Here is a 26,634-nt window from a genome sequence, read left to right as displayed (position 1 = left end):
CGTCTCAAAAGTCAGAACCCACTCCGAAGCGGAGGTTGTCAACTGCGGGAACGTACAGAGGGCTACGCGAAGGTTTCTTATGATTCAACGCGGGGCCGGTTGCCCGCTACCACTACTCTGGAACGGTGCTCCTTCGACTGATTCTGATATCGCGACCGGTGTTGTGGGTGAATACGATCGGCACGACGGCGATCGCCATGTGGCTCACGGGCGATCTGTGGCGGTGGGACGTCGTTCCCCTGTTGCTGTGGGCGACGCTGCCGTTCAATCTCCTGATCTACGGCGTCAATGACATCTTCGACCAGGAGACCGACGCGTTGAATTCGCGGAAGGGCGGCCTCGAGGGCGCCCGGATCGCCGACTCCGAGTCCCGGCGCATCCTCGCCGCGGTCGTGCTGACGAATGTGCCCTTCGTCGCCTACTTCCTCTTCGCACTGCCGCTGGACGCACTTGCCTGGATCCTCGCCTACATCGTCATCTTCGTGCAGTACTCGGCGCCGCCGCTGCGCTTCAAGGCGAGGTCGTTCCTGGACGCGCTGAGCAACGCGGCCTACGCGTTCCCCCTCGTGTTCGTTCCTCTCGCCTTCGGGGAGTCCCCGGTCTGGGGTGCCGCGATCGGGCTGATGGCCTGGAGCGTGGCCAAGCACACCTTCGATGCCGTGCAGGACATCGACGAGGACAGGGCGGCCGGCATCGTCACCACGGCGGTGCGCCTGGGGCCGCGCGGGTCCGCGCTGTGGAGCGCCGTCTGGTGGTCGGTGTCAACCGTCTGCTTCGCGTTCGTCAACATCCCGGTCGCCGTGGTGAACGCCCTGATCGCCGGCTGGCTGCTGCTGCGCCTGCGCCGGGATCCGACCCCGAACGGCGCCCGCCGTCTCTACCGGTATTCGATTGCGTTCCCCTATGCGGCCGGTTCTGTTGCCGGCGTGCAGATCGTGGCTGCGTTACTGCTGGGAGTCTATTCATGACCGCAATGACACCCCGGCGGATCGTCGTGCTCGGGGCCGGAATCGGCGGGCTCACGGCTGCCGCGCTGCTGGCCAGGGCCGGGCACGATGTCACGGTACTCGAAGGCAGCGACTGGGTCGGCGGCAAGAGCCGGCGGCTCGAGGTCGGCGGCCAGCGAATCGACACCGGCCCCTCCCTCGTCACGTTCCCGGCAGTGTGGGATGAACTACTGCGCCGCTACGACGCACTTGGCGCAAGGGGTGCGCCGAGCGGTGCGGGCGATGCCGGGGGCGACTCGTCGGTGGGCCGGCTGCAGCTGCGGCGTCTGCCCGAGGTGGGGCGCTACTTCTACGGCGGGCAGACGGTCACCTTGCCGGTGGAGGAGGGGCACCCCTGGCGGGCGGCGTGGGAGCGCTTCGATCGTGAGCACGGCGGCCTCGGACCCGAGATCACCTCGCTGCTGACCGCCGACCCGCTCGATCCGACGGCGTTTCCCGCAGCGGGCGTCCTCGCACGCCTGTACGGCACCCGACTGACGACCAAGCGCTTCCTCGACGCCCTGACCTGGATGCCCGAGGGATTGCGCGAGGTGATCGCCATCCACACACTGAACGCGGGGGTGCCGCCCACCCGGAGCCTTTCGCTCTACGCGAGCATGCCAGCGGTGATGGCCAGGGACGGCGTCTGGGTGCCCGAGGGTGGGGTCTATGAGCTGCCACTCGCCCTCCACCGGCTCGCCCTGCAAGCCGGTGCGAGGGTGCACACTGGCGAGAGCGTCGTGTCGGTGGAGCGGTCGCGGGTGCGCACGGTTGCGGCCGAGTACCGGGCCGACGTGGTGGTGAGCGCTCTCGACCCGGGGGTGCTCGCTGGGCTCCTGGGCGGTGGGTCGTCGCGGGCGCGAGGTCTCACCTGCTCGGGCGTGGCCATCTACGGCGTGCTCGACCAGCTTCTGCCGAAAACCACGGCGACGCACTCCGTGGTGATGCCGGACGACCCGGCCGCCCTGCATCGCAGCCTCGCGGCGGGGCTCCCACCCGAGCAGACCATGGCCTTCGTGAACTATTACCGTCCGGGCGAGGTCTACCCCAACGAGAAGGCCACCGTCGCGTTGCTGCTGACCGCGCCCGCCGACGGCCGCCGGTACGGCCTCGACGACACCTTCGTGCGACGGGAGGTCGGGCGCATCAGCGAAGTCATGGGACTCGATCAGCCGATCACCCAGCTGCTCGGCGACTACGAGATTCTCGATCCCGAGTACTTCGGGGGCTGGGGGGCGACGGGTGGGGCGCTCTACGGCGCGACCCGCCCGCTCTGGCAGAGCGGCCCGTTCCACGTGCCCGCCTACCGGGACCCTCGACGCCGGTGGCTCTGGCGCGTCGGGGCATCGGTGCACCCCGGTGGCGGAATTCCGGCGGTGCTCGGCGGGGCAATGACCTCCAGCGCCAAGCTGCTTCGGACCCTGCGCGGCTGATTCCGCCCCCGGCGGTGCACCATCCCCGGTCGCGCCGATATAGATGTGGCTCGGGCCGAAGGTGACTGCACGGCCGCGATCCCTCCGGCCGGCCAACGTTTCCCGCCCGCCGTCGACCGTGGTCGAATACACGCCCGCGAGCTGATCCCGCAGACTAGACGTATGGCACGAGCACGAATAGACGACGGCGCCGGCCGGGTGGCCGTGCGCGCGGCGCTCGCCGCGGGGGCCGACGCGAGCCGGGACATCCGCGCCCAGGCCGTGCGGTACACCCTGCAGCTGCTCGCCGAGCAGGCAGAGGGCAACACCCTCGAGGTGCGCGTGCCGCCCTTCGGCGCCGTGCAGTGCGTGGCCGGGCCGCGCCACACCCGTGGCACGCCGCCCAACGTGATTGAAACGGATGTCGCCACCTGGCTCGACCTCGCCACCGGCGGCCTCACGTGGACCGACGGCATCGCCACCGGCCGCATCCACGCCTCCGGTGCGCGCGCCGACCTCACCGGCCACGTTCCCGTTCTTCCGCTCTGAGAACGTCGCCGGGTCACAGGTCGTGGCGCTCCCCGTGCCGCCCGCGGGCCTGGCACTCGTTGGAGCCGGTGGCACGTGTTCCAACGAGTGCCGACGGCACGAACAAGTGCCGTGACTCAGACGCGGCCCGGGCGCACCGTTCAGGCCAGGATCGCGGCGACCTCGGCGAGACTCGGCATGGAGGTGGTGGCGCCCACACGGGTGACCGCCACCGAGGAGGCGACCGTGGCCCAGCGCAGCGCCTCGACCATGTCGTCTTCGCTCACCGGAACGGAGCCGCCGACCTTCAGGGCCAGCCGAGCCACGAGCGCGCCCACGAAGGTGTCGCCCGCGGCTGTCGTGTCGACGGCCTGCACCGGACGGGCAGGCGCGAGGCCGAGCACCTCCCCGTTGTAGGCGATCACCGAACCCTCCGCGCCGAGCGTCACGATCGCCCAGGTCTTGTTCGCGCTGAGGCTTTCGGCCGCGCGCACCGGGTCCGATTCGCCCGTGAGTTCCTCGGCCTCGATCTGGTTGGGCACCACGAGGTCCACCGAGGAGAGAAAACCGTCCGGCAATGGCATCACGGGTGCCGGGGTCAGCACGGTGAAGACGCCCGCCTCCCTGGCCACCGCAATCGCCTGCACGAGCACGGCAACCGGTAGTTCGCACTGCATCACGAGAAAGGCCGCGTCGGCAATCGTCGTGCGCTGGGTATCGTCGAGGTCGGTCACGGTCGCATTGGCGCCCGACACGACGACGATCGAGTTCTCACCCGAGTCCACGACCGAAATGTGTGCGGTTCCGGTGGACTCGCTCGACTCGCGCACCCCGGTGGATCGGATGCCTTCGGTCGCGAGAAGTGCGCGCAGTTGCGTGCCATAGGCATCCGCTCCCAGCGCCCCGAGAAAATCGACGGCACCGCCCAAACGGGCCGCGGCGACGGCCTGGTTGAGGCCCTTTCCGCCCGGCACGGTGTCGAAACCGGAGCCGAAGATGGTCTCGCCGGGTCGGGGGAGTCGGCTCTGCCGCACGACGAGGTCCATGTTGGCGCTGCCGAGTACCGCAATTCTGTTCACTGCCTCAGTCTCGCATGGCAGAATGATTGGGTGAGTTCTTCCGAACAGCCCGAACAGCCCGAACAGCAGCCCACACGCTCGACCCACGACGATGACACCGCCGCACTGGCCGAGTCCGTCAACGGTGAGGACACCCTGGTGGTGCGTCGCTCGCCGCGCTACAAGAACTTCATGGTTCTTGGCGCGGGCGTCGGAATTGTGCTGGCGCTCGTGCTCACCACCGCCTTTCCCGACAACGCGGACTTCAACAAGACTCAGGTCTTCGGTTTTCTGCTGCTCGCCTGCCTCGCGGGGGGCGTTCTCCTCGGTAGCATCGTGGCCCTCATCCTTGACCGCACAATCGGTCGCCGCGCCCACACGGTGGTCGCGGATAGACTGGGCGCAGATGATTCACGCGCGTTTCCTGCGCCAGTTGAGTCAACCGACACCCAACAATTCAATGAGAAATCAGAGTAAAGGGGCTGCACCTTGGCCGGTGGCGATGGACTGCTAAATCACGATCTTCTTCCCAATGAGAAGGGGCCGCAGGATGCCTGTGGCGTCTTCGGCGTGTGGGCACCCGGCGAAGAGGTGGCCAAGCTCAGCTACTTCGGGCTGTACGCGCTCCAGCACCGCGGTCAGGAATCCGCTGGAATTGCCACGAGCGACGGCAGCAAGATCCTCATCTACAAAGACATGGGTCTCGTCTCGCAGGTCTTCAACGAGGCCTCGCTCGGCACGCTGCTCGGACACATTGCGGTCGGGCACACCCGGTACTCCACGACGGGGTCGAGCAGCTGGCAGAACGCCCAGCCCACCCTCGGTCGAACCGCGACCGGAACGGTGGCGCTCGGCCACAACGGAAACCTCACCAACACCGCTGAGCTGCTTGAGCTCGTACGCGAGCGCTACCCGAAGGTTAACGGCGAACTGGCCCGCGGCAACACGACCGACACGGCCGTGATCACCGCACTGCTCACCGGCGACCTCGACCACACGCTCGAGTCCACGGCCCTCGAGGTGCTGCCGCGACTGCGCGGCGCGTATTGCCTCGTGTTCATGGACGAAACCACGCTGTACGCCGCCCGCGACCCGCAGGGTGTGCGTCCGCTCGTGCTCGGCCGCCTTGAGCGTGGCTGGGTTGTCGCCTCCGAAACGGCCGCCCTCGATATTGTTGGTGCAAGCTTCGTGCGCGAGGTCGAGCCGGGTGAGCTCATCACGATCGATGAGAACGGATTGCGCACGCAGCGTTTCGCGACGGCAGACCCCAAGGGGTGCGTCTTTGAGTACGTGTATCTCGCGCGTCCCGACACCACCATCGCCGGCCGCGGCGTGCATGAGGCCCGGGTGGAGATGGGCCGCAAGCTCGCCGCCGAGCATCCCGTTGAGGCTGACCTCGTCATCCCGACACCCGAGTCGGGCACGCCCGCCGCGATCGGGTACGCGCAGGCGTCTGGCATCCCGTTCGGGCAGGGTCTCGTCAAGAACTCGTACGTGGGGCGCACCTTCATCGCGCCGTCGCAGACCATCCGGCAGCGGGGCATCCGGCTGAAGCTCAACCCACTCAAGAACGTCATCAAGGGCCAACGCCTGATCGTCGTTGATGACTCGATCGTGCGCGGCAACACCCAGCGCGCCCTCGTGAGCATGCTGCGGGAAGCCGGCGCGGCAGAGGTGCACGTGCGCATCTCGAGCCCGCCCATCACCTGGCCGTGCTTCTACGGCATCGATTTCGCCTCCCGCGCCGAACTCGTGGCGACCGGCCTTGAGATTGACGAGGTGCGCCAGTCGATCGGCGCCGACTCTCTCGGCTACCTGTCGGAAGACGGCATGATCGAGTCCACCGAGCAGCCGCGCGAGCGCCTCTGCACGGCGTGCTTCACCGGAATTTACCCCATTGCCCTACCCGATTCAGAGCACCTCGGCAAGAACTTGCTCGAGCGACAGCCGGCGAGCAACGGATGCGATCCGGGCCCCGACTCCGAGCTGGAGGCCGTGCTTGCACCGACCATTCAGCGTGAGGATGCCCTCGCGGCCCTCGGACAGGTTCCGTTCGGCGATCCAGGAAGACAAGAATGACAAATGCGTCCTATGCAGCAGCCGGAGTCGACACCGCGGCGGGTGACCTCGCCGTTGAGCTGATGAAATCCGCCGTGTCCAAGACGCACGGTCCGGAGGTCTGGGGCGGAGTCGGCGGATTCGCCGGACTTTACGACGTGTCGTTCCTGACCACGTTTCGCCAGCCGCTTCTGGCCACGTCGACGGACGGTGTTGGCACGAAGGTCGCCATCGCCCAGGCCATCGACAAGCACGACACCATCGGTCAGGACCTCGTGGGCATGGTCGTTGACGACATCGTCGTCGTCGGCGCGCGTCCACTCTTCATGACCGACTACATCGCCTGCGGCAAGGTCGTTCCCGAGCGTATCGCCTCGATCGTGGCCGGCATCGCCCGGGCCTGCGCCGAGACCGGTACCGCCCTCGTCGGCGGCGAGACTGCCGAGCACCCCGGGCTGCTCGGCGTTGACGACTACGACGTGGCCGGCGCGGCCACCGGGGTGGTCGAGGCCGACCAGGTGCTCGGCGCCGCCAAGGTGGTGTCCGGTGACATCGTCATCGCCATGGCCTCCTCCGGCCTGCACTCCAACGGCTACTCGCTCGTGCGTCACATCCTGGCCGAACGTGGCATCGGCTACACCGACACATCCGCCGAACTCGGCGGCGTCGTCGGTGAAGTGCTGCTCGAGCCGACCCGCCTCTACACCGGTCCGCTGCTCGATGTTCTGGGCGACCCCGCCCTCGCCGGCGTCGTGCACTCGCTGAGCCACGTCACCGGTGGCGGGATCGCGGCCAACCTCGCGCGCGTGCTCCCCGTCGGTTCCTGGGTCGAAGTCGATCGCGCCACCTGGTCGCCCGCCCCGGTGTTCCGGGTGTTGAGTGACATGGCCGGGTCGTCCCTGGAAAGCTCGGAGGGCACCTGGAACCTCGGCGTCGGTATGTTCGCCGTTGTCGACGCCGGCTCCGCATCCTCCGTTATCGCTCGTCTGGCGGCCAGCGGCATTCCCGCCTGGGTGACCGGGCGCGTCTCGACGGCGCCGCACGACATCACCGGTTTCGAGCAGGGCGCCAAGGGCGTCAACGGCGGCGCCGTGCGCCTCGTCGGGTCATTCGCGAGCTAGTTGTCGGCCGGATCTCCTGAAGCAGCACCACGTCAGGGGGCCGGTCAGCCCAGCTGGTTTCAGCACGGGGGTTAACGAAAACTCTCGGCAAGCGAGCTTGCCGAGAGTTTTTGAGGCGGAAGACTACGCGCGTCGCTGCTCGTCTTCGGTCGCGTAGTGATCGACGTACTGATCGTCGTCATCAACGCCTGATGCTCCGGCCGCGGCCCTATCGGCCTTGTCCCGGTCGTACTCCGGCCACTTGGCCAGGTCCTCATCGAGACGCGGGTCATCCGGATGCCCGGTTAGCTCGCGTTCGAGCGCGTTGTAGTTCGTGTCGGGGCTGAAATACTTCAGCTCCCGAGCGACCTTGGTGTGCTTTGCTTTTTGACGGCCGCGCCCCATGCGTGACCCCCTTACGATGCCAGGCCGAGTGAGCCGGAGTCACTCGGGAGTTGCCGAACAAAATGTGTGAAAACTAAATGCCAGTTTAGCATGACCGCTGGTATCGGCTGCGGCCGCGCAGTGAACGCGTACACGCAACGCTAAAGTGTGACGGCACGTGGCTCAAACGCGTCTGACGTCATAATCGGCGCCGGACAGGCCAGCCTCCCGGTGACCTACTGCTTGCGAATCATGAATTTGTGCGCTGGCCGGGATTTTATCTTCTTCGACCGCGAACCGGATGTCGGCGGCGCCTGGCCGCATCGCCGCGGCTCGGCGACGCGCATCGGGTGAATGATCTTCCCGGACTTCGTGATGTCGGTCTCAGTTTCGATACCGTGGACCGGTCCCGGCCGGCGCGGGAGATCGTTTCGGAGTACCAGCGAGGCTACGAGGAACGCGTCGGTCTCTCCGTCGTGAGCCTGGTCACGGTCACGAGCGAACTCATCGGGGCCGCACGGCGACCGATCGGCTGGGTGGACTCGGAACATTTCGATCTGCAGGGCGCCCACGCCGCTTCGCCCTGCAGGACGAAGCGGCCGCGGCGGGGCAAGCGCTGCCGGGGCATCCCTTGCCGACCCGCATTGCTACTTGCGCTTGCGCCGGCGGGAGTCCGACGGGCGCGATACCGTGGACACTCCAGGGACGACCGGAGTCGACCGCGTGCCGGAGTCGCCGGCGGCCGGGCTGAGCGGTTTGCGGGGCACCGGCGTGGAACGAACGGGCTCTCCGCGGCGCTCCTGGCCGGGGATGGGCCGGGAACGGCGCCCATAGATGAGCTCGGAAGAGTCGAGCAGCCACGGCACAAGCGCGATCGTCACCCCGTGCACCATCATGAGCTTCTGACGCAGGCGGCGGGCCTTGTGGTTGTGCAGCAGGCTCTCCCACCAGTGGCCCACGATGTAGATGGGGGTGTACACGGTGATGACCTCGGAGCCGTGGTCCTCGCGACGGCCGCGAATGTAGGTGATGAGCGGCCAGCTGATGTCCCGATACGGCGAGGCCACAATGCGCAGCGGAACCTGAATGTTCTGGGTGACCCACGCTCGCTTGAGGATCTTGGTTTCGGCGTCGTCGATGGACACGTGCACGGCCTCGAGGGATTCGTGACGGGCCGCGATGGCGTAGTCGAGCGCCTTGAGCACGGGCTTCTGCATCTTGCCCACGAGCACAATGGCGTGGTCGCCGCTCGACCCGAAGGTCGTGATCGGGTCAACCTCGATCTCCTTGGCCACGTCACGGTAGTAGCGGTTGACGCCGATCATGAGGGCAAACAGCACCGGCATGAGTACGAAGACCAGCCAGGCGCCGTGGGTGAACTTGGTGATGGTTACCACGACGAGCACAACGCCGGTGAGCGCTGCGCCGAAGCCGTTGATTGAGAGGCTCCAGATGATGGAGGCCCGGTGAGGCGGATTGGTTTTGAGCAGGTTCAGCCAATGCTTCACCATGCCCGTTTGTCCGAGGGTGAACGAGACGAAGACGCCGATAATGTACAGCTGAATGAGCAGGGTCAGGTTGGCCCGGTAGACGACCATGATCACGCACGCGGCCAGTGCCAGCAGCACCACGCCGTTCGAGTAGATCAGGCGGTCGCCGCGGGTGCTCAGTGACTTCGGCGCATACGAGTCGCGGGCGAGCACGGAGCCGAGTAGCGGGAATCCATTGAACGCCGTGTTGGCCGCGAGGAGCAAAACGGCTGCCGTGGCGGCCTGCAGCACGAAGAACATGATCGAGTAGTTGCCGAACGTCGCCGCGGCAACCTGGGCGATCAGGCTGCGCTGCGGCGCGGTCGCGCACTCGGCCCAGCCGATCAGATCGCACGGGTTCTCGGAATAGTGCACCTTCGACACGAGGGCGAGGGTGGTGAGGCCGATGAAGAGCACGATAGCTATGCCGCCCATGAGGGTCAGCGTGGTCTGCGCGTTCTTCACCTTGGGTCGTTTGAACGCGGGCACGCCGTTGGCGATGGCTTCCACGCCGGTGAGGGCGCTGCATCCGCTGGCAAAGGATCGAAGCAGCAGGAGGATGAAGGCGGCCTGAGCCAGGTTCTCACCCTGCACATCGAAGCCGGCGGACTCGGCCACCGGAGCGTCGCCGAGCACCATGCGCACGAGGCCCACGATGATCATGAAGAGCACGCTGGCCACGAAGAGGTAGGTCGGGATCGCGAAGGTCTTGCTGGACTCGCGCACGCCGCGCAGGTTCACCGCGGCGAGCAGAATGATGAAAAAGACAGCCATCTCGACGCGGAACGGGTTGAGCGCTGGTAGGGCGGAGATGATGTTGTCCACGCCGCTGGCAACTGACACGACCACGGTCATCACGTAGTCCACGAGCAGGGCGGATGCCACGATCAGGCCCGCTTTTTCGCCCAGGTTTCGATGGGCCACTTCGTAGTCCCCGCCGCCGGAGGGGTAGGCCTTGATCAGTTGGCGGTACGAGGCGACGACAACCACGAGCAGGATGGCAACGACCGCGGCAACCCAGGGGGCGAAGCCCAAAAAGGCGAGCCCGCCGAGGGTGAGGATCATGAGCAGTTCTTGCGGCGCGTAGGCCACGCTCGAGAGCGGGTCGCTCGCGAAGATGGGCAGGGCCAGATGCTTGGGAAGGAGCTGCCCTTCCAAATGCTCGGTGGGAAGCGGATCACCGATGATCCACCGCTTGGGCGATCGGTTCTCTGGTACGGCGGCGTTCGCCTCGGGTGTCACGATGGATGACATTACTCCTAAGCGGGGCCGTGTCAAATAGCGCGGGTTTGCGTTCCTGCCACGGCGCTGCGCTGCCTGGCCACGACGCCGGCGGGTTCGAGGCGTTTGAGCAGGTCCGGGTCATTCATCGTCGGTTGCGCGGGCCGGTGCGAGCTGCCTATTTGGTGAGTATCCTAACCAGTATGGGACGAACGGCTTCGGGGCGCGGCGGCTGGGCCTCCTGGGTCAACCGCAAACTGCTGCCCCTGATCGGCCCGCCACCCCTGGGTCCCTACCCGGTCATCGTCGAGGCAGAGGTCGCGGCCCGCAAAGCCCGCTCCCTCTGCCCCATCTGCGGAGCGCTGATGTCCTTGCACGAGGTCGACCGTTCCGGAACACGCACCCAGATCTTCCATCCCACACCCGAAGAGATCCGCGAGCGCAGCGCGCCGCCTGAGTCCTGAACGAGCGGATGCCGCGCCTGGCACGCAGTAGGGTCACCGGCACTCGATTGAACAAGGGCCACGGGCTCCGACGAGTGCCGTGCCCGGGGTGGGCGTCCCCGCGTGCCTGCATCCGCGACGCGTGGCGGTGTTCCCGTGTGGCCAGCGGCAAACGTATGCGGGTTCAGAGCGATTTGTCCAGGGACGCCAGGATGCTCGCGCGCACATCGGCGAGTTGCCGGCGCAGGTCGGAAACGGTGTCGGCGGGCACGCGGGAGCGGTAGGCCTGTGTGCGCAGATCGGCACGCAGCTGCTGTCGAAACTCGTTGAGCACCATTTCGGCCTCGTGCAGGGCTCGGTTCGAGTCCGCGCGAGCGGTCGTGCTGCTGCCAGCGTTGTCGGGTGAGGCCGCGTCGGAGTGCGGCCTGGCTTCCGACGGTTCGGTGTGCGCTTCGGTGGTTTCCGACTCGGCTCTCGCGGCACCGTTTCCGGTGAACTCCGTGCGGGCCTGGCGGGCGGCCGAGGCCAGGTCGGCGCGCAGCGACCGCATGGCCGCGTTCACGCCGGAGCGCACCTCGGTGGCGAGGCGGCGCACCGAATCGGTGACCTCGTCTTCGATTGCGCCGAGTTCGCCTTCCCGGGCGGCGAGCTCGGCGCGGCCGGCCGGGGTGATTTCGTATACCGTCTTGCGGCCATCGGCCGCCTTGGTCACGAGTCCCTCCTCCTCGAGCTTGGCCAGGCGCGGGTAGATCGTGCCGGCGCTCGGGCTGTACGTGCCCCCGAAGCGCTCCCTGAGCGCCTGGATCAGCTCGTAGCCATGGCGCGGTCGCTCGTCCAGCAGGCTCAGCAGGTACAACCGCAGGCTGCCATGGGCGAACACGGGGGTCATGATGCGGCCTCGCCGGAATCCGTCGGGGACGTAGCTGTCGGTGGGGCGGTCTGCGCGGTCCGTGCGGTCGGTCGGTCGGCATCCGGGTCGGCCGTGGTGTCCCGCCGCACGACGGAGATGTCGCCGGAGACCGAGTTCGCGCGCAGCTCGACCCACGCGCCGTTGAGCGCGCCGTTTGAGGATTCGTAGGGCTTGCCAAACGTTCCGCGAACGGTCTGGTCGTCGAGCTGGAGGGTGCCGGAGATGGTGTTGAGCCGATACCGGGCGGCGACGTCGGCGGCCAGGCGTACGGTGAGGTTGCCGCTCACCGTGTTGGTGGTGATCTCGTCGGGGGTGCCCTCGAGGTCGAGGAACACGTTGCTCGTGACCCCGTCGAGGCCGAAGCGACGGATGCGTCCGCTGGCCGTGAACTCGCCCGTCACGGTGTGCGCGTTGACCGTGCCCTCGTGATTGCGCACGGAGACCTCGGCGCTGACCGCATTGATCTCGAGGTGGCCCTGGCCGGCGTCCACGACGAGGCTGCCGGAGACCGTACTGAGCCTGGCATCGTTGTGCAGCCCGGAGACGAGGGCTTCGGCGGAGACCACGCCGAAGGTCATCGCCACATCGCGGGGCACGAGAATGCTGGCTTCGGCCCGGGACGTGCCTCGGAACGACCCAAAGACGTCGATGAAGTTGTCCCAGCGCAGCTGCACATGGTCGATCTCCAGAGCGTCGCCGTTCATGGAGATCTTGAGGCCCTTGCCGCTCACGCTGTGCACTTCGATGCGCGCGCCGGGCTCGTCATGGCCGATCACGTCGACCGTGCCGCCGATCATGCCCAGTTTGAGTCTGCGTACCAAATCTATGTCGATGATCTTGGTCTGTCCGGGGAAGACCAGCCATTTTTCCAGAGACACCGGAGGGTCCTTTCTATCGGCACATCGCGTTATATCGCGTCTGGGTGAAGAACACGATATATCGCGTCTTGAGAGCGCGCAAGAGAATACGCTCGGTCCCGGGAAACGCCCAGTTGAGCGTTGCGGCACCGGGCCGAGCCCCGACCGAAGAGCGTCAGTACCAGAAGATGGCGAGCCACTGCGGATGATGCGCGTGCACGAGCACCAGGAACACCACGGCATCGAAGAGCAGGTGTACGCACACCACATAGGTGAGCGACCGGGTGCGGGCGAAGGTGTACCCCTGCAGCAGCGCGAAAGGGAAGGTGAGCAGTGGTCCCCAGCTCTGGTAGCCGAGCTCCCAGAGAAAGGAGCTGAAGATCACGGCCTGCAGCAGGTTCGCCTGCCAGTCGGGAAAATGGCGCCGCAACAGGGCAAAGACCGTGCAGATGAAGAAGAGCTCGTCCCAGATTCCCACGAATCCCACGCCCACGAACAGCCGGGCGATCTCGTCGGGAACGCTCACCGCCGGCCAATTGAGGTAGGCGCCGGAGCTGATGAAGTACCGCGGCAGAACCAGGTAGCCGAGCAGCAGCACGAGCGGCAGGTAGGCGCGTTCCAGCGCGGTCCAGCGTTGACCGGTGCGAATGGGAAAACGAATGGCATGGTCGCGGTAGGCGTAGCGTGAGAGCAGGTACGGCACGAGCACGGAGAGGGAAAGAACCGTACCCATCAGGGCAATGTTCGGGTAGTCGATGTTCGCCTCGACGGAGATCGTGCTGATGATGACGAGGCCCACCGCGATCAGCAGCAGGTCGCGAAACAGCGCCCGGTTGAGCACGAAGGCGAGCGTGAGGGCCGCCGCCAGAACGAGGTAGCCGGGAACGGGCATCCGCAGGCCAAAGAGCAGGGCAGCCGATGCGCTCACCAGGGTCGCCGGAATCAGCCCCCAGGCCGCGCGAGGCCGCGTTCGTTCACCCGTCGTGGTGCTGGAGTCGGTCCTCGCTCTACCCATGCCTCAGCCTATCCAGCGTCTGGCGCCCGCGGAACAAATGTCGTGTTTCGCGGGCGTCGCGGGCGATAGGTTGGAGCGTGCCCACTTCACCGAGTGACCTCGACCCCATCGCTCTTCTGCAGCAGCTCGTACGAATCGATTCGGTTAATCCCGATCTCGTGCCGGGCGCGGCCGGTGAGGGCGAGCTCGCGCTGTGGTGCGCCGACTGGCTGCTGAGCCGTGGCTTCGCGGTGAGCGTGCTCGAGCACACTCTCGGGAGGCCCTCCGTGGTGGGTGTGAAGCGCGGAACCGGCGGCGGGCGCTCGATCATGCTCAACGCGCACCTCGACACGGTCGGTGTGGCCACCTACGACGGCGACCCGTTCGGCGGGGAACTCGTTGACGGCCGGGTGTTCGGCCGCGGCGCCATCGATACGAAGAGCGGGCTGGCGGGGATTCTCGTGGCGGCGGCACGGGCGTCCGTGCTGCCGCTCGCGGGCGACATCGTGGTGACGCTCGTGGCCGACGAGGAGTTCGGCAGTCTCGGCACCGAGGAGGTGCTGCGCACCTATCGAGCGGATGCCGCCATCATCGTGGAACCGAGCGGCCTCGAGCTCACGACGGCTCACCGCGGGTTCGCCTGGTTCGAACTGACGCTCACCGGCCTCGCCGCGCACGGCTCACAGCCCGGTCTCGGGGTGGACGCGATTGCGCACGCCGGTCTCGCGCTGCAGGCGCTGGATGCGCTGCGCGAGCGGCTGGAATCCGGCCCGGCCCACCCCACGCTCGGCTATGGCGCCGTGCGCGTGTCGATGATCAGCGGCGGCGATGACGCCGCAACGGTGGCGGCGAGCTGTGTGCTCACCCTCGAGCGACGGATGCTGCCCGGCGAGTCCCCGAATGACGTGGAGGCCGAGCTGCGTGAGCTCTTCACCGACCTCGCCGGCCGGGTGAGTGGGTTTCGCTTCGACCTCACCCGCCTCGTGGCGCGCGGTGCCTTCGAGGCGGAGGTGGAATGTCCGATTCTGCGGGCGCTGACCCAGAACGCGACTCGAACGCTCGGGCGGGAGCCCGCCACCCGCGGCGAACCGTTCTGGACCGACGCGGGCCTCGTGCTCGAGGCCGGCATTCCCTGTGTGGTCTTCGGCGCGACCGGTGACGGACTGCATGCCGACACGGAATGGGTGGATGCGGCATCCGTTGTCGACCTCGCCGACATACTCGAGGGCACAATCGCAGACTTCTGCCGCTGACCGACCGCGCGGAGGCGCACACGACGAGCCGCAGGGTGCGCGACACGATGCTGATCCACGCCGGGCGCAGCCTCCGACCCGGCTAACCGCCGTTCGCCGGGCAACGGCTAGCGGACACTCACGGTCGGCTCGACAACGGGCGACGGGCCCGGCGTGGGCCGCTTGATCGCGAAGAGGGGAATCGTGACCTGGCACAGCGGGCCGATGAGCACCGCGAACAGCACGGTTCCCACTCCCACGTCACCGCCGAGCACCCAGCCGATCCCGAGCACGGTCACCTCGATGCCGGTACGCACGACCCAGATTCGCCAGCCCGTGCGCTGGTGCAGGCCGGTCATCAAGCCATCACGCGGGCCGGGACCGAAGTGCGCGCCAATGTACAGGCCGGTCGCCACGGCAACGAGCAGCAGGCCGGCAGCGAAGAGCAGCACCCGCACCCAGAGATCGAGACCTTCGGGGATGAGCAGTAGTCCCACGTCGGCGGACGGCCCCACGAGTACGGCGTTGAAGAGCGTGCCGACGCCGGGCTTCTGCCGAATGGGGATCCAGAGCACGAGCACCACCGCACTGATCAGAATGGTGATGGTCCCGAAACCGAGGTGGGTGTGGGCGTCGACGCCCTGGGTCAACACGTCCCAGGGGGCCACGCCAATTGCGCCGCGCACGATCAACGCAATGCCGATTCCGTACAGGAACAGGCCAATAAACAGCTGGGTCAATCTCCGGGTCATGAAAGTCAATCCAATTGCATAACCGCCCTGTTATCAAGAGTCCAATCTTCGTATAGTGGCCTTATGGTGGAGAACCAGATCAGTGCGCGAACCCTCGAAACGTTGCTTGGACAGTGGCGGGGAGGGGCGAGCGCCTACGTGTCGCTGAGCGAACGCATCCGCCTGCTCACGCTTGACGGGCGCATTGCCACTGACAGCCGCCTGCCCGCCGAACGGGACCTGAGCACACGCCTGGCCGTGAGTCGCACCACGGTGGCGGCCGCCTACCGGCAGCTCCGCGAGGCCGGTTACCTGCACAGCGTGCGTGGCTCCGGCAGCGTGACCCGGCTGCCTTCCGCAATCCCCGGTGTCACGCCGGCCGCAAGCGACGGCGTCCTCGACTTCAGCAAGGCAACGATGCCTGCCCTGCCCGGCCTGGCGGATGCCGCCCGGCACGCGGCCGCGGAACTGCCCCGGCACCTCGGTGACTCGGGTTTCGACCCGGTGGGACTGCCCGAGCTGCGCGCCGCCATCGCCGACCGCTACGCCGCGCGGGGTGTACCCACCACCCCCGAGCAGATCATGGTCACCATCGGTGCCCAGCACGCCATCTCCCTGCTCAGCCGGGTACTCCTGAGCCGCGGAGACCGAGCCCTGATCGAAAACCCCACCTACCCGCACGCCGCCGAGGCCCTTCGGTCCGCCGGAGCGCGACTCGTGGGCGTGAACGTCTCTGCCGGGGGCCCGGCAGCGGATGCCCCCGCCCGCGGCTGGGACGAGATCGCGCTTCTGCAGACCCTGCAGCGCAGCAGTCCCGCGCTCGGTTACCTCATGCCCGACTTCCACAATCCCACCGGCGAGAGCATGCCGGTGCTTCAGCGAGAACGGGTGATCGCGGCGGCCGCTCGTAGCGGCACAGTCCTCATTGCCGACGAGACAATCGCGGAACTCAGCATCGACAGGGCGGGTGAGTTCGCGCCGTTTGCGGCCTGCGTCGATGCCAGGGACCAGGGCGCGGTCGTGAGCATCGGGTCCGTCGGCAAGTCCGTGTGGGGCGGGATCCGCATCGGCTGGATACGGGCCGAGCCCGCGCTCATCCGCAAGCTCGTGTCGGCACGGAGCGCAAGCGATCTCGGCACACCCCTTCTCGAGCAGCTCATTGTCTCCCGCCTGCTCGCTGACATGCCGGGCATCCTGTCCGTCCGCGCCGAACAGCTTCGTGCGGGCCGGGATCACCTCGAGAGCCGCCTCGCCGAAACATTCCCTGACTGGCATATACCGCATGTTGACGGTGGCATCACGGCGTGGGTGAATCTTGGCAGCCCGGTGAGTTCGCAGCTGGCACTCGCCGCCCGTAACCACGGGCTGATCGTGCCGGCCGGCCCGATCTTCGGTATCGACGGGGCCTTTGAGCGATTCATGCGCATCCCGTTCATGCACTCCGTCGACGACACCGACCGCGCCGTGGACGCACTCGCGCTGGCCTGGGCGTCGCTGGCGCGGCATCCGATCTCCTCCAGCGGAAGCGGCTCCCTCGCTGAGGTCGTTTAGCCTCGCCCATCCGTGAGGACGCTCAATGGAGCTGTGGCCAGATCGGCCACACCCGCAATGAGCAGATCCAACAACGAACACGGCGCCCGACGGGCGGATCCGCCCCAGTTCTGAGGAATTCGGCCCACTCTCGGGTGTGGTGGTTAGGCTCGAAGAATGACTACTCCCGACTTCGTTCTCGACCTGCGAGAGCAAATTGGCCATGCACCGCTGTGGTTGACCGGCGTCACTGCCGTCGTACTGCGCGGCGATGACGTGCTGCTGGTGCGTCGCGCCGACACGGGGGAGTGGTCGCCGGTGACCGGGATCATTGATCCCGGCGAGGAACCGGCCGACGCCGCCGTGCGCGAAGTGCTCGAAGAGGCCGACGTTGTGGTCAAGGCGGTGCGCCTGGTGTGGGCGCATGTGCTTGACGCGATCACCTACTCCAACGGGGACGAAGCCCAATATCTTGACCTGGTCTTCGCCTGCAACTGGCTCAACGGCGACCCCGCCCCGGCCGATGGGGAGAACCTCGAGGCGGCCTGGTGGCCCCTCGCTGAGCTTCCGCCCATGAACGACAGCTTCACTCGACGCATCCGCTCGGCCGCGGAATCGTTTGGCCCGGCACTCTTCACCCAGCGTCTGCCGGTGGATCTTCCCGAGCTCGTCTAGCCCAGTCTCACGCCGCGCGCGGCGAGGAACGGCTGCGGATCAACGCGCAGGCCGTCGACGCGCACCTCAACGTGCAGGTGGCACCCCGTGGCGGCACCCGTTCGGCCCACGTCGGCGATGACCTCGCCGGCGGCCACGCTGTCGCCCACGGAGACGAGCAATTCACCGGTGGCGAGGTGGGCGTAACCGGTCTGAAGTCCCGCGCCGTGATCGATGACGATCCAGTTGCCGTAGGTGCCGAGCGGGCCGACGGACGAGACGACCCCAGAGGTCGCAGCGTGCACGGTGGCGCCACACGCTGCGCCGATGTCGGTGCCGCGATGAAAGTCGCCCACGGTGGGCAGCGGGCGCGTCGGTCGGGGGCCGAAGACGTCGGTGATGCCGCCGACGGTGGGGAGGGCCCACCTTTGGGTGCTGAGCTGGCCGGTGTCCAGGACAGAGAGCAACGCCGGGGCTGACCATGCTTCGATGACCGTGGTGTTGGACCGGGCCGGGCTCGCAGCGGCGACGTCGAGTTCGGCGAGAGCTGCTGTGGCGGCATCAAGGGCGATTTGGGCCGCGTCGAGGTCCGCCTGGCGGGCGGCGATGGGAACGAGCGCGGCCGCGTCGCGAGCGGTGATCATCTGGTCGAGGAAGGATTGCTTGTGGGCGGCGTCGTTCTCGGAGCGTTCCCGAACGGCATCGATACTGCCGGTGAGCTGGGACAAACGGTCAATGGACCCCAGCGCGGAGAGCAGGTTGTCGCCCGAGGTGAGCAGGGCATCGACCGATGCCGTTCCCGCCCGTTGCCGGCCGAGTTCGAGCACGAGGCCCGTGAGTAGTCGCCGAGAATGGGCGGCCTTGGTAGCGGCCGAATCGGCAAGTGCCTGCAGATTATCGGCGCGGCTTGTGAGAGCGGCCAGGGTCGCTTGTGCCGAGGCGAGGCTCCTTGCGGCGGTATCCCTGGCGGTGAGGGCAGACGTCACGGCGCCCTGGGCGGATGCTCGCGCAACGGCCCGCTGGGCGGCCGCGCGTTCCGCGGAGGCGGCACGCGCCGATTGAGCGGCAACCCGTGCGGCAACCCGTGCGGCGGCGGTTTGCTGCGCGGCCGCGGTGGGTGTGCTGAGCCGAAAAACGGGGATGCCGTCACCCTCGGGGATGGCCGGGGGCTGCGCCGCTGGGGCTTGCGCCGCCGGGGGCTGTGTGGGTGGGGGTTGTGTTGCCGGGGCCGGGGCGGTGGACGGCTGTGCTCCCGGTTCAGGGGCGGGGGTCGGCATGCTCGGCGGGACCGGATCCGCAGTGGTCGGGGGCGTTGAAACTGGTGTCGGCGTGCTTGCGGGCGATGCGACGGGCTCCGCTGCCGGTGCCGGTGCCGCTGCCGGCTCTGCTTCCGGTACTGCTGCCGGTTCAGTGGTGGGGGCCGGCGTGGGTTGCGGCGCTCCGGTGGGTTCCGAGGGAGGAGGCGCCGAGCTCGTGTTCAGGCTCGCGACGGGCTCGGATGGACCGAGGCTCGGCGGGGAACCGAGTTCACTCGGTACGGGGGTGTGAGGGGCTGAAGTCGCCGGAGTCGGGGTGCTCGGCGAGGTGCCGGGGGGCGAGGCGGGCTCATCCCCCTCGGTCGCGAGCGTACCCTGGGGGGCAGCGAACACAACAAGGGCGAGAGTGAGGGCCGATGCGGTCGCAACGGCCAGGCACCGGGAGCGGGCCTCAGCAACAGGAATTCGGCGAAATCTCAACTTTGAGGTCATTTCACTAGGTCACCCTTGGACGCCGATTCCACGCGCAGCACATGACCCGCAACAGGCCACCAGTGAACTTTGACGTCGACGCGGCGCCAGTATGCCACGCCGCTCCGTGAGCTACAAGGACGTCAGGAACACGCCTGTGTCTACCCCAGATCGCCCACGATCGCCGTGGCGGCATCCCGCACCGCACCGGTCTGAACGAGTGCGACAACACCCTCGATCTCCGGCGATAGAAAGCGATCGTGGCCGGGGCCGTCGGCCACGGTGCGCACGGCCAGGCGTACGGCATCCGTCGCGGCACCGGGCTGCAGCGGGGCGCGCAGGTCGAGCGAGCGGGCGGCGGTCATGATCTCGATCGCGAGGACGCGGCCGAGGCCGTCGAGAGAGCGGCGCAGCTTGCGGGCGGCGTGCCAGCCCATGGACACGTGGTCCTCCTGCATGGCGGAGGAGGGGATGGAATCGACCGACGCCGGGGCGGCGAGGCGCTTGAGCTCCGAGACGATTCCGGCGGACGTGTACTGCGCGATCATGAGCCCCGAGTCAACACCCACCTCGTGCGCGAGAAACGGCGGCAGTCCCTTGTTGCGGTTGGCGTCGAGGTGGCGGTCGGTGCGGCGTTCGCTCATGCTCGCCACGTCGGCCGAGGCAATCGCGAGAAAGTCGAGCACGTAGGCCACGGGGGCACCGTGAAAGTTGCCGTTGGATTCGATACGGCCGTCGAGCGTGACGACGGGGTTGTCGACGGCGCTCGCGAGCTCTCGTTCGGCCACTCGGGCCGCGTGGTCGGCGGTGTCGCGGGCTGCACCGTGCACCTGGGGTGCGCAGCGCAGGGAATAGGCGTCTTGCACGGTGGGGTCCTCTGGACCGGAGTGGCTTGCGAGCAGCGGGGAACCAGCGAGCAGCGCGCGCAGGTTCGTGGCGCTCACGGCCTGGCCGAGTTGGGGCCGCAGGGCGTGCAGGTCGGCGGCGAAGGTCGCATCCGTTCCGAGGAGCGCCTCGATGCTCATGGCGGCGGCAATGTCGGCGGTCTGCATCAGCATGGAGAGGTCGTCGAGGGCGAGTACGAGCATGCCGAGCATGCCATCGGTGCCGTTGATGAGGGCGAGGCCCTCCTTCTCGGCGAGCACGACCGGTGTGATGCCGGCGGCGGCAAGAGCCACCCCGGCACTCATGGGCGTGCCGGCCGCGTCGCGAACTGCGCCCTCGCCCATGACCGCGAGGGCACAGTGGGCGAGGGGTGCGAGGTCGCCGGAGCAGCCGAGCGAGCCATACTCGCGCACGACGGGCGTGATGCCGGCGTTGAGCAGGGCCGCGTAGACCTCAATGGTCTGGGGCTTCACGCCCGTGCGGCCGGTCATGAGGGTCGAGAGGCGCAACAACATGAGGGCACGCACGACCTCGCGCTCCACCTCCGGGCCGCTTCCCGCGGCATGCGAACGCACGAGGCTCGCCTGTAGTTGGGCGCGGCGGTCTGAGGTGATAAACGTCGTGGCCAGGGCGCCGAAACCCGTGGAAATGCCGTAGTGCGGGTTCGCGTCGCTCGCGAGGTTGTCGATGATGAGCCGCGTGGCGGCCACACCCTCAAGCGCCGCCGGGTCGAGGTGGATCAGCGATCCGTGCCTCGCGACCGCCACGACACCCTCAAACGACACCGCTCCGGCGCCGACAAGAACGGATGCCGGGGGTATGGAGGAGGGGACTTTAACGGAGGCGGGGGCGTGGGTCATGCTTACGATTCCACACCCTTTTGCGGTGTCGCGGGTGCTGCTACTGTCGGAACAGTCCGGGATACCGGACATGTTCACGGCGGGAGTCGACATGGAGGCGAGCGCCGCACGCCCGACGGTTCCGGCGTCCGACGCGCGAGGCATCCGCTCGCCCGCTCACCCCAAGGTTCCGGCGGCCGACAGTGCGCTGCGCATCCTCTCGCACCTCGCCACGCTGCGGGGACCGGTCGCGGCCAGCGCCATTGCCACCGCACTCAACCTGCCCCGCTCCACGGTGTACCAGCTGCTCGCCGTGCTGGCGGAGCGCGGCTTCGTCGTGCACCTGCCCGAGGAGCGACGATACGGGCTCGGGGTTGCCGCGTTCGAGCTCAGCAGCGGGTTCTCCCGGCAGCAACCGCTCTCGCGCCTGGGACGACCGCTGGTTGCGCAGCTCGTGGACCGCCTGGGGGAGAGTGCGCACCTCGTGGTGCTGCACGGGCGCGACGTGATCTATCTGGTGGAGGAGCGCGCGCCACGACGCCCCTCGCTCGTGTCGGACGTGGGCGTGCGTCTGCCGAGTCACCTGACCGCGAGTGGCCGGGCGATGCTCGCGGCGCTCCCGGCCGCGCAGTTGCGCGCGTTGTTTCCGAATGCTGCGGCGTTTTCGACCAGAGACGGGCAGGGTCCCCGCACGGCAGGCGAGCTGCGTCGGCTGCTCGATCAGGTGCGAACGCGGGGATTTGCCCAGGAGGACGGCGAGATCACGCCGGGGATCGCCTCCGTTGCCGTGGTTGTGCGTGACCATGCGGGTTGGCCGGCGGCCGCCATTGCCGTGACATTCTCCCGGAACGACGTTGCCGAGGCGGAGTGGCCCGCGCTCGCCGCGCAGCTCGCCGGTACCGCGACCGAGCTCTCCCGCCGCATCCGCGGTCGCGTCGCCTAACGGCCCGCGCCGCCCCCACGGAGCCGTCGCGCCCGGTTTCGCTGGCCGCTACGCCGCTTACCGTAGCGGCCACCGATTTAAGGGGCGGGGAAGGGCGGGAGCGCACCCGAGGCGCTCCGACGCGCCATACGCTTGACCGACAGCTGGTGTCAGTGCCGGCCTCGCTTGTCCAGCGAGTGTTCAGTCCATCGAGAGGATCGTCGTGTCGACCACACACTTGAATCGGGCGGGAAACCTCACCTACAGCGCCGAAGCGATCCTGGACCCAGCGACTGTTGGTCGGAACGGATGCCGCACTTCCGACTGGACCGGCAGCCCTCCAACGGCGGTGATGAGCTGCAGAGCGAGTACTACGTCAGCCGTGAACACGGCGTGCAGGCGTTGGAGGCGCTAGGAACGCTAGGGGGCGCAGATTTCCCCGCACCTGCTGATCGCCGAGATCCGCACAGCAGCGGCCGATTCATTGTGGCTCAGCCCGGCCTACGAACGGGACGTGTTGTGTATCGGGTTCACCTGGGCCAAGCACCCCGCGCAAGTGGCGGCCCTGCTGCCCGTGATCGAGGAGGCACTGGCACCGTTCGCGCCGCGGCAGCACTGGGGCAGACTCTTCCATTACGGCGCTGACGTCATCGGCCAGCGGTTCCCCCGCCTCACCGATTTCAAAGACGTGCGGAGACACTACGACCAGGAAGGGAAGTTCTGGAACTCTTTCCTCGAGAGAACTCTCGGGGCCCCGTGAGGAAGACCCAACAAGCGGCTCCCAACGGGGCAGGCCAGTCCGCCCCGAACTAAATGTACTGTCGCCCGACGTGCGCATCACGGCGCTTGCTGATGAAGTCAACGATCCACCTGCTTGATGTCGTGTTCCATCTGCGCCGGTGCAGCCATGATTATGAACAGCATCGACCCCATCGGGGTCGATGCGTCGACGTCTCCACCGCCGAGGTTCAATACGCGAAGGCGCGCGCCGCGGTCGCGAAGCCCTTGCGCGAAATCGACCATCAGTTCCGGATCCGCGCGAATCCGCGATGCAGCCTCGGAGCTATTTATCCGATCTTCTCGTCATGATGTGAGCGTGGCCGTGGCCGTGGCCGTGGCCGTGGCCGCTGCCGCTGCCGCTGCCGGGGTCTATCCGAACCAGATCACTCATCATTTCGGGTCGAAAGATGCCCTTTTCATCGACGCGGCGTTTGCTCTGCTCCTGCGCGATACCGCAAGGCTGCGTACTGCTGCGTCGCGCGCGAAGACCGTAACGGCGTTCCGGGCGCTGCTCGCCCGTACTGCATTGCTCATGCCCTCGCTTCCCAAGGCCGTCTCCGCGCTGGGTGTCGCCGGAGATTCTCACGATGCGAGCGATTCCGTTGAGCGCAATCTCGATCTGCTATTCGCGGGGTCAGAGCGATTCATTCGCGATCGAACCGCGCGGAACGGCTGGTCGACGTAGCCTGAGGTCGCGCGCGAGGTGCGGACATTCTGGAGCGCGACCCTCGACGCCGTGCTGTTGTCTCGCGCGGCATTCCCCGGAGGCGCCTGCGAAGTTGATCTGGCTCGCACCCTGACTCTCACCGACAACGCGGGGCGTCTCTAGAACGACCACCACGAAGCGGATGGTGACCGAGTGCAGTCAATTGATACTTTTCTGCGCCACAGGCCTTCACGCCGTTGTCGTGGATCAGAACAAACGCAGAGGATCTTATGACTGTAACCCGATCGGGCCAGCGACCCGCGAGGCAGAGATGGCCTGTCCTGCCGAGGCGCGGATCTGCTGCGGAGCCGAGAGCTGTTGTAGCCGCTCCGCAACGCGTGGAGCCCCTACACAAGGAGATCACAATGCCGTTTATTCAGGTCAAGGTCATTGAAAATGTCTTCAGCGACGACCAGAAACAGGAAATCATTCGGAACCTCACCGACGCCTTGGTGGGAATCGAGGGCGAGAACATGCGTGCTGTCACGTGGCGCGCGGGTCGTGGCGCGAGGCTGAGCGCGAACTGACCGGAGCGCTCGAGCGGCTCTCGGGGTCACACCGTACCTCCCGGCTTGAGGCGGTGGTGCAGCTGGGAGAGTTACGCCGCCGCCAAGGTCGGTTCGATGAGGCGGAGTTTCTCTTCGCACAGGCTGAGTTCCACCCATCGGCGATCGCCGGGCGCGCTCGGATACACCTGGCCAGCGGCGACTATGCGAGCGCCTGGACGGCTATCCGGGGCCTGTTGGATTGGCTGCCGCAGAATAGCCGCGTTCTTCGCGCAGACGTGCTTTACCTCGCGGTAGTCGTCGCGCGGGCCGCAGGCGAGGTAGAGCAAGCGCAACTGCTCGCGGACGAGCTCCGTCTAACAGCAGCGTTAACGCGCACCGATTCGCTGATGGCCTCCGCATCCGCCGCTGACGCTCTTCTGGCACCACCAGCCGCTGCAGTTCCCTTGCTGAACGAGGCGGTGCGACTGTTCAACGCCGCGGGGCTGCGATTTGACGAAGCGCACACGCGGCTTTTCCTCGCGGAGGCGCTTCTCGCGACGGGTGACAAAGTCGCCGCCCAGCGTCATCTCGCGCTCGCAACGGAGGTTTTGTCCGGTCTGTCGGCGAGTGATGATTTAGCGCATGCGCGGCGGCTCGCCAAAGCTGCTGGCGAGCCAGCCGTTGGTGGACTCTCCGCCAGGGAGCGCGAGGTGTTGCGGTTGGTATCCCAAGGATTGAGCAACCCAGAGATCGCGGTGTCGCTCGTTCTCAGCGAGCACACGGTGCACCGACACGTCGCCAACATCCTTACCAAGCTCGGCCAGACCTCCCGCACGGGTGCCGCGTCGTACGCCATCCAGGCTGGGCTGCTCTAAAGACGCGTTCATGGACCCCGCCCACGCGCCCACGCGCCCGCTCGACCAAAAAGGACAAAGCCCCGGTTGCATGTCCGCGTCCTCGCGTTGCGGGGGGAGATCGAGTAGCCGATGCTGGCGCGGCTGCCTGCCCGCTGCGTGAGCGGGTAGAGGAGCTAGAAACCCATGCTGGCGTGCAGGAACGCGGCCACGCGCGTGCGCATATCGGCGTCGAGGAACCCGATCGAGTGCACGGAACCCGGGCGGGAGACGAGTTCGTACGGGATCCCGAGGCGTTCGAGCTCGTCGGCGAACCGGGTGGCCTGCTTGAGCGGCACGAATTCCTTCTCGGAATTTCCGATAAACATCGGCGGATCGCTCGCGTCGAGCTGCGCCACGGGGGACGCTGGTGTCGTACGGGGGCAGTCGTCGAGGTTGGTGCAGTCGAGGTAGCGTTTCGCGAGCTTCTGCAGCCGCTCTGACGCGCCATCATCTGTCATAGACGCCCCACGCAGGTCGCTGGGGCCGGAGAGCTCCGCCACCGCGGCCACACGCGATCCCATGGTGAGCGAGCCCTCACCCTGCGTGCCGAGAAGGGCGGCGAGGTTGCCGCCCGCCGAACCGCCGAAGGCGCCGATGCGCGCCGGATCGATGCCGAAACGTGCGGCGTTGTCGGTGTCGCGGATCCACTCCACGGCATGGGAGATGTCGTCGATGGCGGCGGGGAAGGGGGCCGCCGGGGTCAGCCGGTAGTCGAGTGAATACGCGACGAATCCCTCCGACGCGAGCCATTCGCATACGACGCGCCAGTCGTCGCTGGACTTGTCACCTCGGGTCCAGCTGCCACCGTGAATCGACACCACGGCAGGCCTGAGATTGGGAGAACCGGTCGGTAGAGCATTCGTTGGGGGAGTGCACACGTCGAGTGTGAGCGGCGTTCCGTTCGGCTCGACGTCGTAGACGACGTCCTCGGTCACCGTGATACCCCGCGGAACGTCAAACGTGCGAATCCCGATCACGGGTTCGGTGGCCTCGCTCGTGCCCGGGTGCCGCTCGCCACTGTCCAGGCCCACGAGCACGGCCGTTGCCCCCACGGCGAGCACCGCTGCGACCACAACGCTGAGGGGACGGATGTGGCGCAAACCGGATAGAGAAGGGCGGCGGCCGGTGGTCACGAGTGCTCCGAGCAGAAGAGGGGAATTGGGGCAGCTCTGAGGATAGAACGTTTTGCTTCGCATCTGCCGGGACGGCTTCGGGGGGAGGACGCCTACAACGCCTTGGCGAAGCACACGCTGAGCTCGTCGCCAACATAGGGTCCGAACGCGGCGATCCGGGCGTAGCCGAGACGCCGGTAGAAGGAGAGCGCCGCGTCATGACGCGACCCCGTTTCGAGCCGCAGTTCGCGGATACCGCGGCTGGCGGCATCCGCTTCGATGCGGCCAAGCAGTTGGCTGGCCAGACCCAGACCACGCGCGGCCGGATGCACGAACATGCGCTTGAGCTCAAGAGTGTCGGCTTCGAGGGGGACGGTCGCGGCGATGCCGAGGGCGGTACCGTCTTCGGCGCGGGCCACATAGACGCAGACCCCGGCGCGCTCAAGCTCGGCGAGGCCGAGCAGGTAGTTGTTCTCGGCCGGATAGAGGGCGAGGGTGAACTCGGAACTGAGCCGAAGCAAGGCCTCCACGTCACTCTGGCGGGGCGGCTCGATGGCGATGAGGGCGGGCATGAGATCAGGGTAGATCAGAATGGACTCGCATCTTAGCGTGACATTTGCGTGCCCATCAGGTAACGTAGGTAGGTCGGCTC

At 67.3% G+C, this 26,634-nt stretch carries 27 protein-coding genes; 15 read left to right on the top strand and 12 right to left on the bottom strand.

The genetic code is table 11. The features are described 5' to 3' along the window. Positions 1-125 precede the first annotated feature (125 nt). The 3 genes from EDD25_RS08470 to EDD25_RS08460 all read left to right on the top strand — a co-directional run bounded on the left by EDD25_RS08470 (position 126) and on the right by EDD25_RS08460 (position 2,947). On the top strand, positions 126-968 hold the full coding sequence (locus tag EDD25_RS08470) for a UbiA family prenyltransferase (protein WP_134172880.1): 843 nt from the start codon (positions 126-128) through the stop codon (positions 966-968). After that, on the top strand, positions 965-2,419 hold the full coding sequence (locus EDD25_RS08465) for a phytoene desaturase family protein (RefSeq protein WP_175183024.1): 1,455 nt from the start codon (positions 965-967) through the stop codon (positions 2,417-2,419). The genes EDD25_RS08470 and EDD25_RS08465 overlap by 4 nt, the downstream gene beginning before the upstream one ends. 162 nt (positions 2,420-2,581) lie before the next feature. Further along, the gene (locus EDD25_RS08460; RefSeq protein WP_134172879.1) at positions 2,582-2,947 is read left to right on the top strand and encodes a sterol carrier family protein; all 366 of its coding nucleotides are present in this window, start codon (positions 2,582-2,584) and stop codon (positions 2,945-2,947) included. Positions 2,948-3,087: 140 nt separating this feature from the next. Here EDD25_RS08460 and EDD25_RS08455 read toward each other — a convergent pair whose 3' ends face one another. Next, positions 3,088-4,005 carry a ribokinase gene (locus tag EDD25_RS08455; protein WP_134172878.1) on the bottom strand — a complete coding sequence of 306 codons (918 nt, stop codon included), beginning with the start codon at positions 4,003-4,005 and terminating at the stop codon, positions 3,088-3,090. A 30-nt stretch (positions 4,006-4,035) separates the two neighbouring features. On the opposite strand from EDD25_RS08455, the gene EDD25_RS17760 reads away from it, so the two are divergent. From EDD25_RS17760 to purM, 3 genes are read left to right on the top strand one after another with little or no spacing between them, the layout of a single operon-like run. Beyond that, entirely contained in the window at positions 4,036-4,461 is a 426-nt protein-coding gene (locus EDD25_RS17760) for a hypothetical protein (protein ID WP_175183025.1), read from the top strand. A 12-nt stretch (positions 4,462-4,473) separates the two neighbouring features. Continuing rightward, positions 4,474-6,063, top strand: a complete 1,590-nt coding sequence (gene purF, locus EDD25_RS08445; RefSeq protein WP_134172877.1) for an amidophosphoribosyltransferase — start codon at positions 4,474-4,476, stop codon at positions 6,061-6,063. Beyond that, positions 6,060-7,163: a phosphoribosylformylglycinamidine cyclo-ligase gene (gene purM / locus EDD25_RS08440; RefSeq protein WP_134172876.1), complete on the top strand. Its 1,104-nt coding sequence runs from the start codon at positions 6,060-6,062 to the stop codon at positions 7,161-7,163. The genes purF and purM overlap by 4 nt, the downstream gene beginning before the upstream one ends. Positions 7,164-7,286: 123 nt before the next feature. Here purM and EDD25_RS08435 read toward each other — a convergent pair whose 3' ends face one another. Beyond that, positions 7,287-7,547: a DUF3073 domain-containing protein gene (locus EDD25_RS08435; protein ID WP_134172875.1), complete on the bottom strand. Its 261-nt coding sequence runs from the start codon at positions 7,545-7,547 to the stop codon at positions 7,287-7,289. A 626-nt stretch (positions 7,548-8,173) separates the two neighbouring features. Beyond that, a complete protein-coding gene (locus EDD25_RS08430; protein ID WP_134172874.1) occupies positions 8,174-10,309 on the bottom strand; it encodes an APC family permease in 2,136 nt (711 codons plus the stop codon). Positions 10,310-10,479: 170 nt separating this feature from the next. Between EDD25_RS08430 and EDD25_RS08425 the strand changes: the two genes are divergently transcribed. Further along, complete coding sequence (locus EDD25_RS08425; protein ID WP_134172873.1) at positions 10,480-10,740, top strand: hypothetical protein; 261 nt, start codon at positions 10,480-10,482, stop codon at positions 10,738-10,740. 163 nt (positions 10,741-10,903) lie between these two features. Here EDD25_RS08425 and EDD25_RS08420 read toward each other — a convergent pair whose 3' ends face one another. The 3 genes from EDD25_RS08420 to EDD25_RS08410 all read right to left on the bottom strand — a co-directional run bounded on the left by EDD25_RS08420 (position 10,904) and on the right by EDD25_RS08410 (position 13,501). Continuing rightward, positions 10,904-11,608: a PadR family transcriptional regulator gene (locus tag EDD25_RS08420; protein ID WP_134172872.1), complete on the bottom strand. Its 705-nt coding sequence runs from the start codon at positions 11,606-11,608 to the stop codon at positions 10,904-10,906. Next, positions 11,605-12,507 carry a DUF4097 domain-containing protein gene (locus tag EDD25_RS08415; protein ID WP_241986585.1) on the bottom strand — a complete coding sequence of 301 codons (903 nt, stop codon included), beginning with the start codon at positions 12,505-12,507 and terminating at the stop codon, positions 11,605-11,607. The genes EDD25_RS08420 and EDD25_RS08415 overlap by 4 nt, the downstream gene beginning before the upstream one ends. A 154-nt stretch (positions 12,508-12,661) precedes the next feature. Beyond that, positions 12,662-13,501, bottom strand: coding sequence for a CPBP family intramembrane glutamic endopeptidase (locus EDD25_RS08410; protein ID WP_134172871.1), 840 nt, complete (start codon positions 13,499-13,501; stop codon positions 12,662-12,664). A 77-nt stretch (positions 13,502-13,578) separates the two neighbouring features. Here EDD25_RS08410 and EDD25_RS08405 point away from each other — a divergent pair, with 77 nt between their 5' ends. Next, positions 13,579-14,733 carry a M20/M25/M40 family metallo-hydrolase gene (locus tag EDD25_RS08405; protein ID WP_241986587.1) on the top strand — a complete coding sequence of 385 codons (1,155 nt, stop codon included), beginning with the start codon at positions 13,579-13,581 and terminating at the stop codon, positions 14,731-14,733. A 107-nt stretch (positions 14,734-14,840) separates the two neighbouring features. On the opposite strand, the gene yczE is transcribed toward EDD25_RS08405, so the two are convergent. Then, a complete protein-coding gene (gene yczE, locus EDD25_RS08400; RefSeq protein ID WP_134172869.1) occupies positions 14,841-15,464 on the bottom strand; it encodes a membrane protein YczE in 624 nt (207 codons plus the stop codon). A gap of 63 nt (positions 15,465-15,527) precedes the next feature. On the opposite strand from yczE, the gene yczR reads away from it, so the two are divergent. Both yczR and EDD25_RS08390 read left to right on the top strand, forming a co-directional pair. Next, positions 15,528-16,994, top strand: a complete 1,467-nt coding sequence (gene yczR, locus EDD25_RS08395) for a MocR-like transcription factor YczR (protein WP_134172868.1) — start codon at positions 15,528-15,530, stop codon at positions 16,992-16,994. A gap of 156 nt (positions 16,995-17,150) precedes the next feature. Next, positions 17,151-17,648: an NUDIX hydrolase gene (locus tag EDD25_RS08390; protein ID WP_134172867.1), complete on the top strand. Its 498-nt coding sequence runs from the start codon at positions 17,151-17,153 to the stop codon at positions 17,646-17,648. Here the strand turns inward: EDD25_RS08390 and EDD25_RS08385 are convergent. Next, positions 17,645-18,904 (bottom strand): M23 family metallopeptidase, encoded by a 1,260-nt coding sequence (locus EDD25_RS08385; RefSeq protein WP_134172866.1) that lies wholly within the window; start codon positions 18,902-18,904, stop codon positions 17,645-17,647. The two genes, EDD25_RS08390 and EDD25_RS08385, sit on opposite strands and share 4 nt — an antisense overlap. 611 nt (positions 18,905-19,515) lie before the next feature. Beyond that, complete coding sequence (hutH, locus tag EDD25_RS08380; RefSeq protein ID WP_134172865.1) at positions 19,516-21,099, bottom strand: histidine ammonia-lyase; 1,584 nt, start codon at positions 21,097-21,099, stop codon at positions 19,516-19,518. Positions 21,100-21,190: 91 nt separating this feature from the next. On the opposite strand from hutH, the gene EDD25_RS08375 reads away from it, so the two are divergent. Together EDD25_RS08375 and EDD25_RS17755 are read left to right on the top strand one after the other, a co-directional pair. Beyond that, positions 21,191-22,021, top strand: a complete 831-nt coding sequence (locus EDD25_RS08375; protein WP_134175300.1) for an IclR family transcriptional regulator — start codon at positions 21,191-21,193, stop codon at positions 22,019-22,021. A 493-nt stretch (positions 22,022-22,514) separates the two neighbouring features. Then, positions 22,515-22,760, top strand: coding sequence for a D-arabinono-1,4-lactone oxidase (locus EDD25_RS17755; RefSeq protein WP_241986591.1), 246 nt, complete (start codon positions 22,515-22,517; stop codon positions 22,758-22,760). A 98-nt stretch (positions 22,761-22,858) separates the two neighbouring features. On the opposite strand, the gene EDD25_RS08365 is transcribed toward EDD25_RS17755, so the two are convergent. Beyond that, positions 22,859-23,023: a recombinase family protein gene (locus tag EDD25_RS08365; RefSeq protein WP_134172864.1), complete on the bottom strand. Its 165-nt coding sequence runs from the start codon at positions 23,021-23,023 to the stop codon at positions 22,859-22,861. Positions 23,024-23,090: 67 nt separating this feature from the next. Here EDD25_RS08365 and EDD25_RS08360 point away from each other — a divergent pair, with 67 nt between their 5' ends. The 3 genes from EDD25_RS08360 (at position 23,091) to EDD25_RS08350 (ending at position 24,849) form a co-directional block, all read left to right on the top strand. Continuing rightward, positions 23,091-23,465, top strand: coding sequence for a TetR/AcrR family transcriptional regulator C-terminal domain-containing protein (locus EDD25_RS08360; RefSeq protein ID WP_166671246.1), 375 nt, complete (start codon positions 23,091-23,093; stop codon positions 23,463-23,465). A gap of 386 nt (positions 23,466-23,851) precedes the next feature. Continuing rightward, complete coding sequence (locus EDD25_RS08355) at positions 23,852-24,013, top strand: tautomerase family protein (protein ID WP_241986592.1); 162 nt, start codon at positions 23,852-23,854, stop codon at positions 24,011-24,013. 53 nt (positions 24,014-24,066) lie between these two features. Continuing rightward, positions 24,067-24,849: a LuxR family transcriptional regulator gene (locus EDD25_RS08350; RefSeq protein ID WP_241986594.1), complete on the top strand. Its 783-nt coding sequence runs from the start codon at positions 24,067-24,069 to the stop codon at positions 24,847-24,849. A gap of 155 nt (positions 24,850-25,004) precedes the next feature. Here EDD25_RS08350 and EDD25_RS08345 read toward each other — a convergent pair whose 3' ends face one another. Next, positions 25,005-26,003, bottom strand: a complete 999-nt coding sequence (locus EDD25_RS08345; protein ID WP_166671245.1) for an alpha/beta hydrolase — start codon at positions 26,001-26,003, stop codon at positions 25,005-25,007. A 92-nt stretch (positions 26,004-26,095) separates the two neighbouring features. Then, positions 26,096-26,554, bottom strand: coding sequence for a GNAT family N-acetyltransferase (locus EDD25_RS08340; RefSeq protein ID WP_134172861.1), 459 nt, complete (start codon positions 26,552-26,554; stop codon positions 26,096-26,098). Positions 26,555-26,634 lie beyond the last annotated feature (80 nt).

It is taken from the genome of Cryobacterium psychrophilum (assembly GCF_004365915.1).
Classification (GTDB): Bacteria; Actinomycetota; Actinomycetes; order Actinomycetales; family Microbacteriaceae; genus Cryobacterium; species Cryobacterium psychrophilum.
This window is presented reverse-complemented; position numbering and strand designations above follow the sequence as displayed.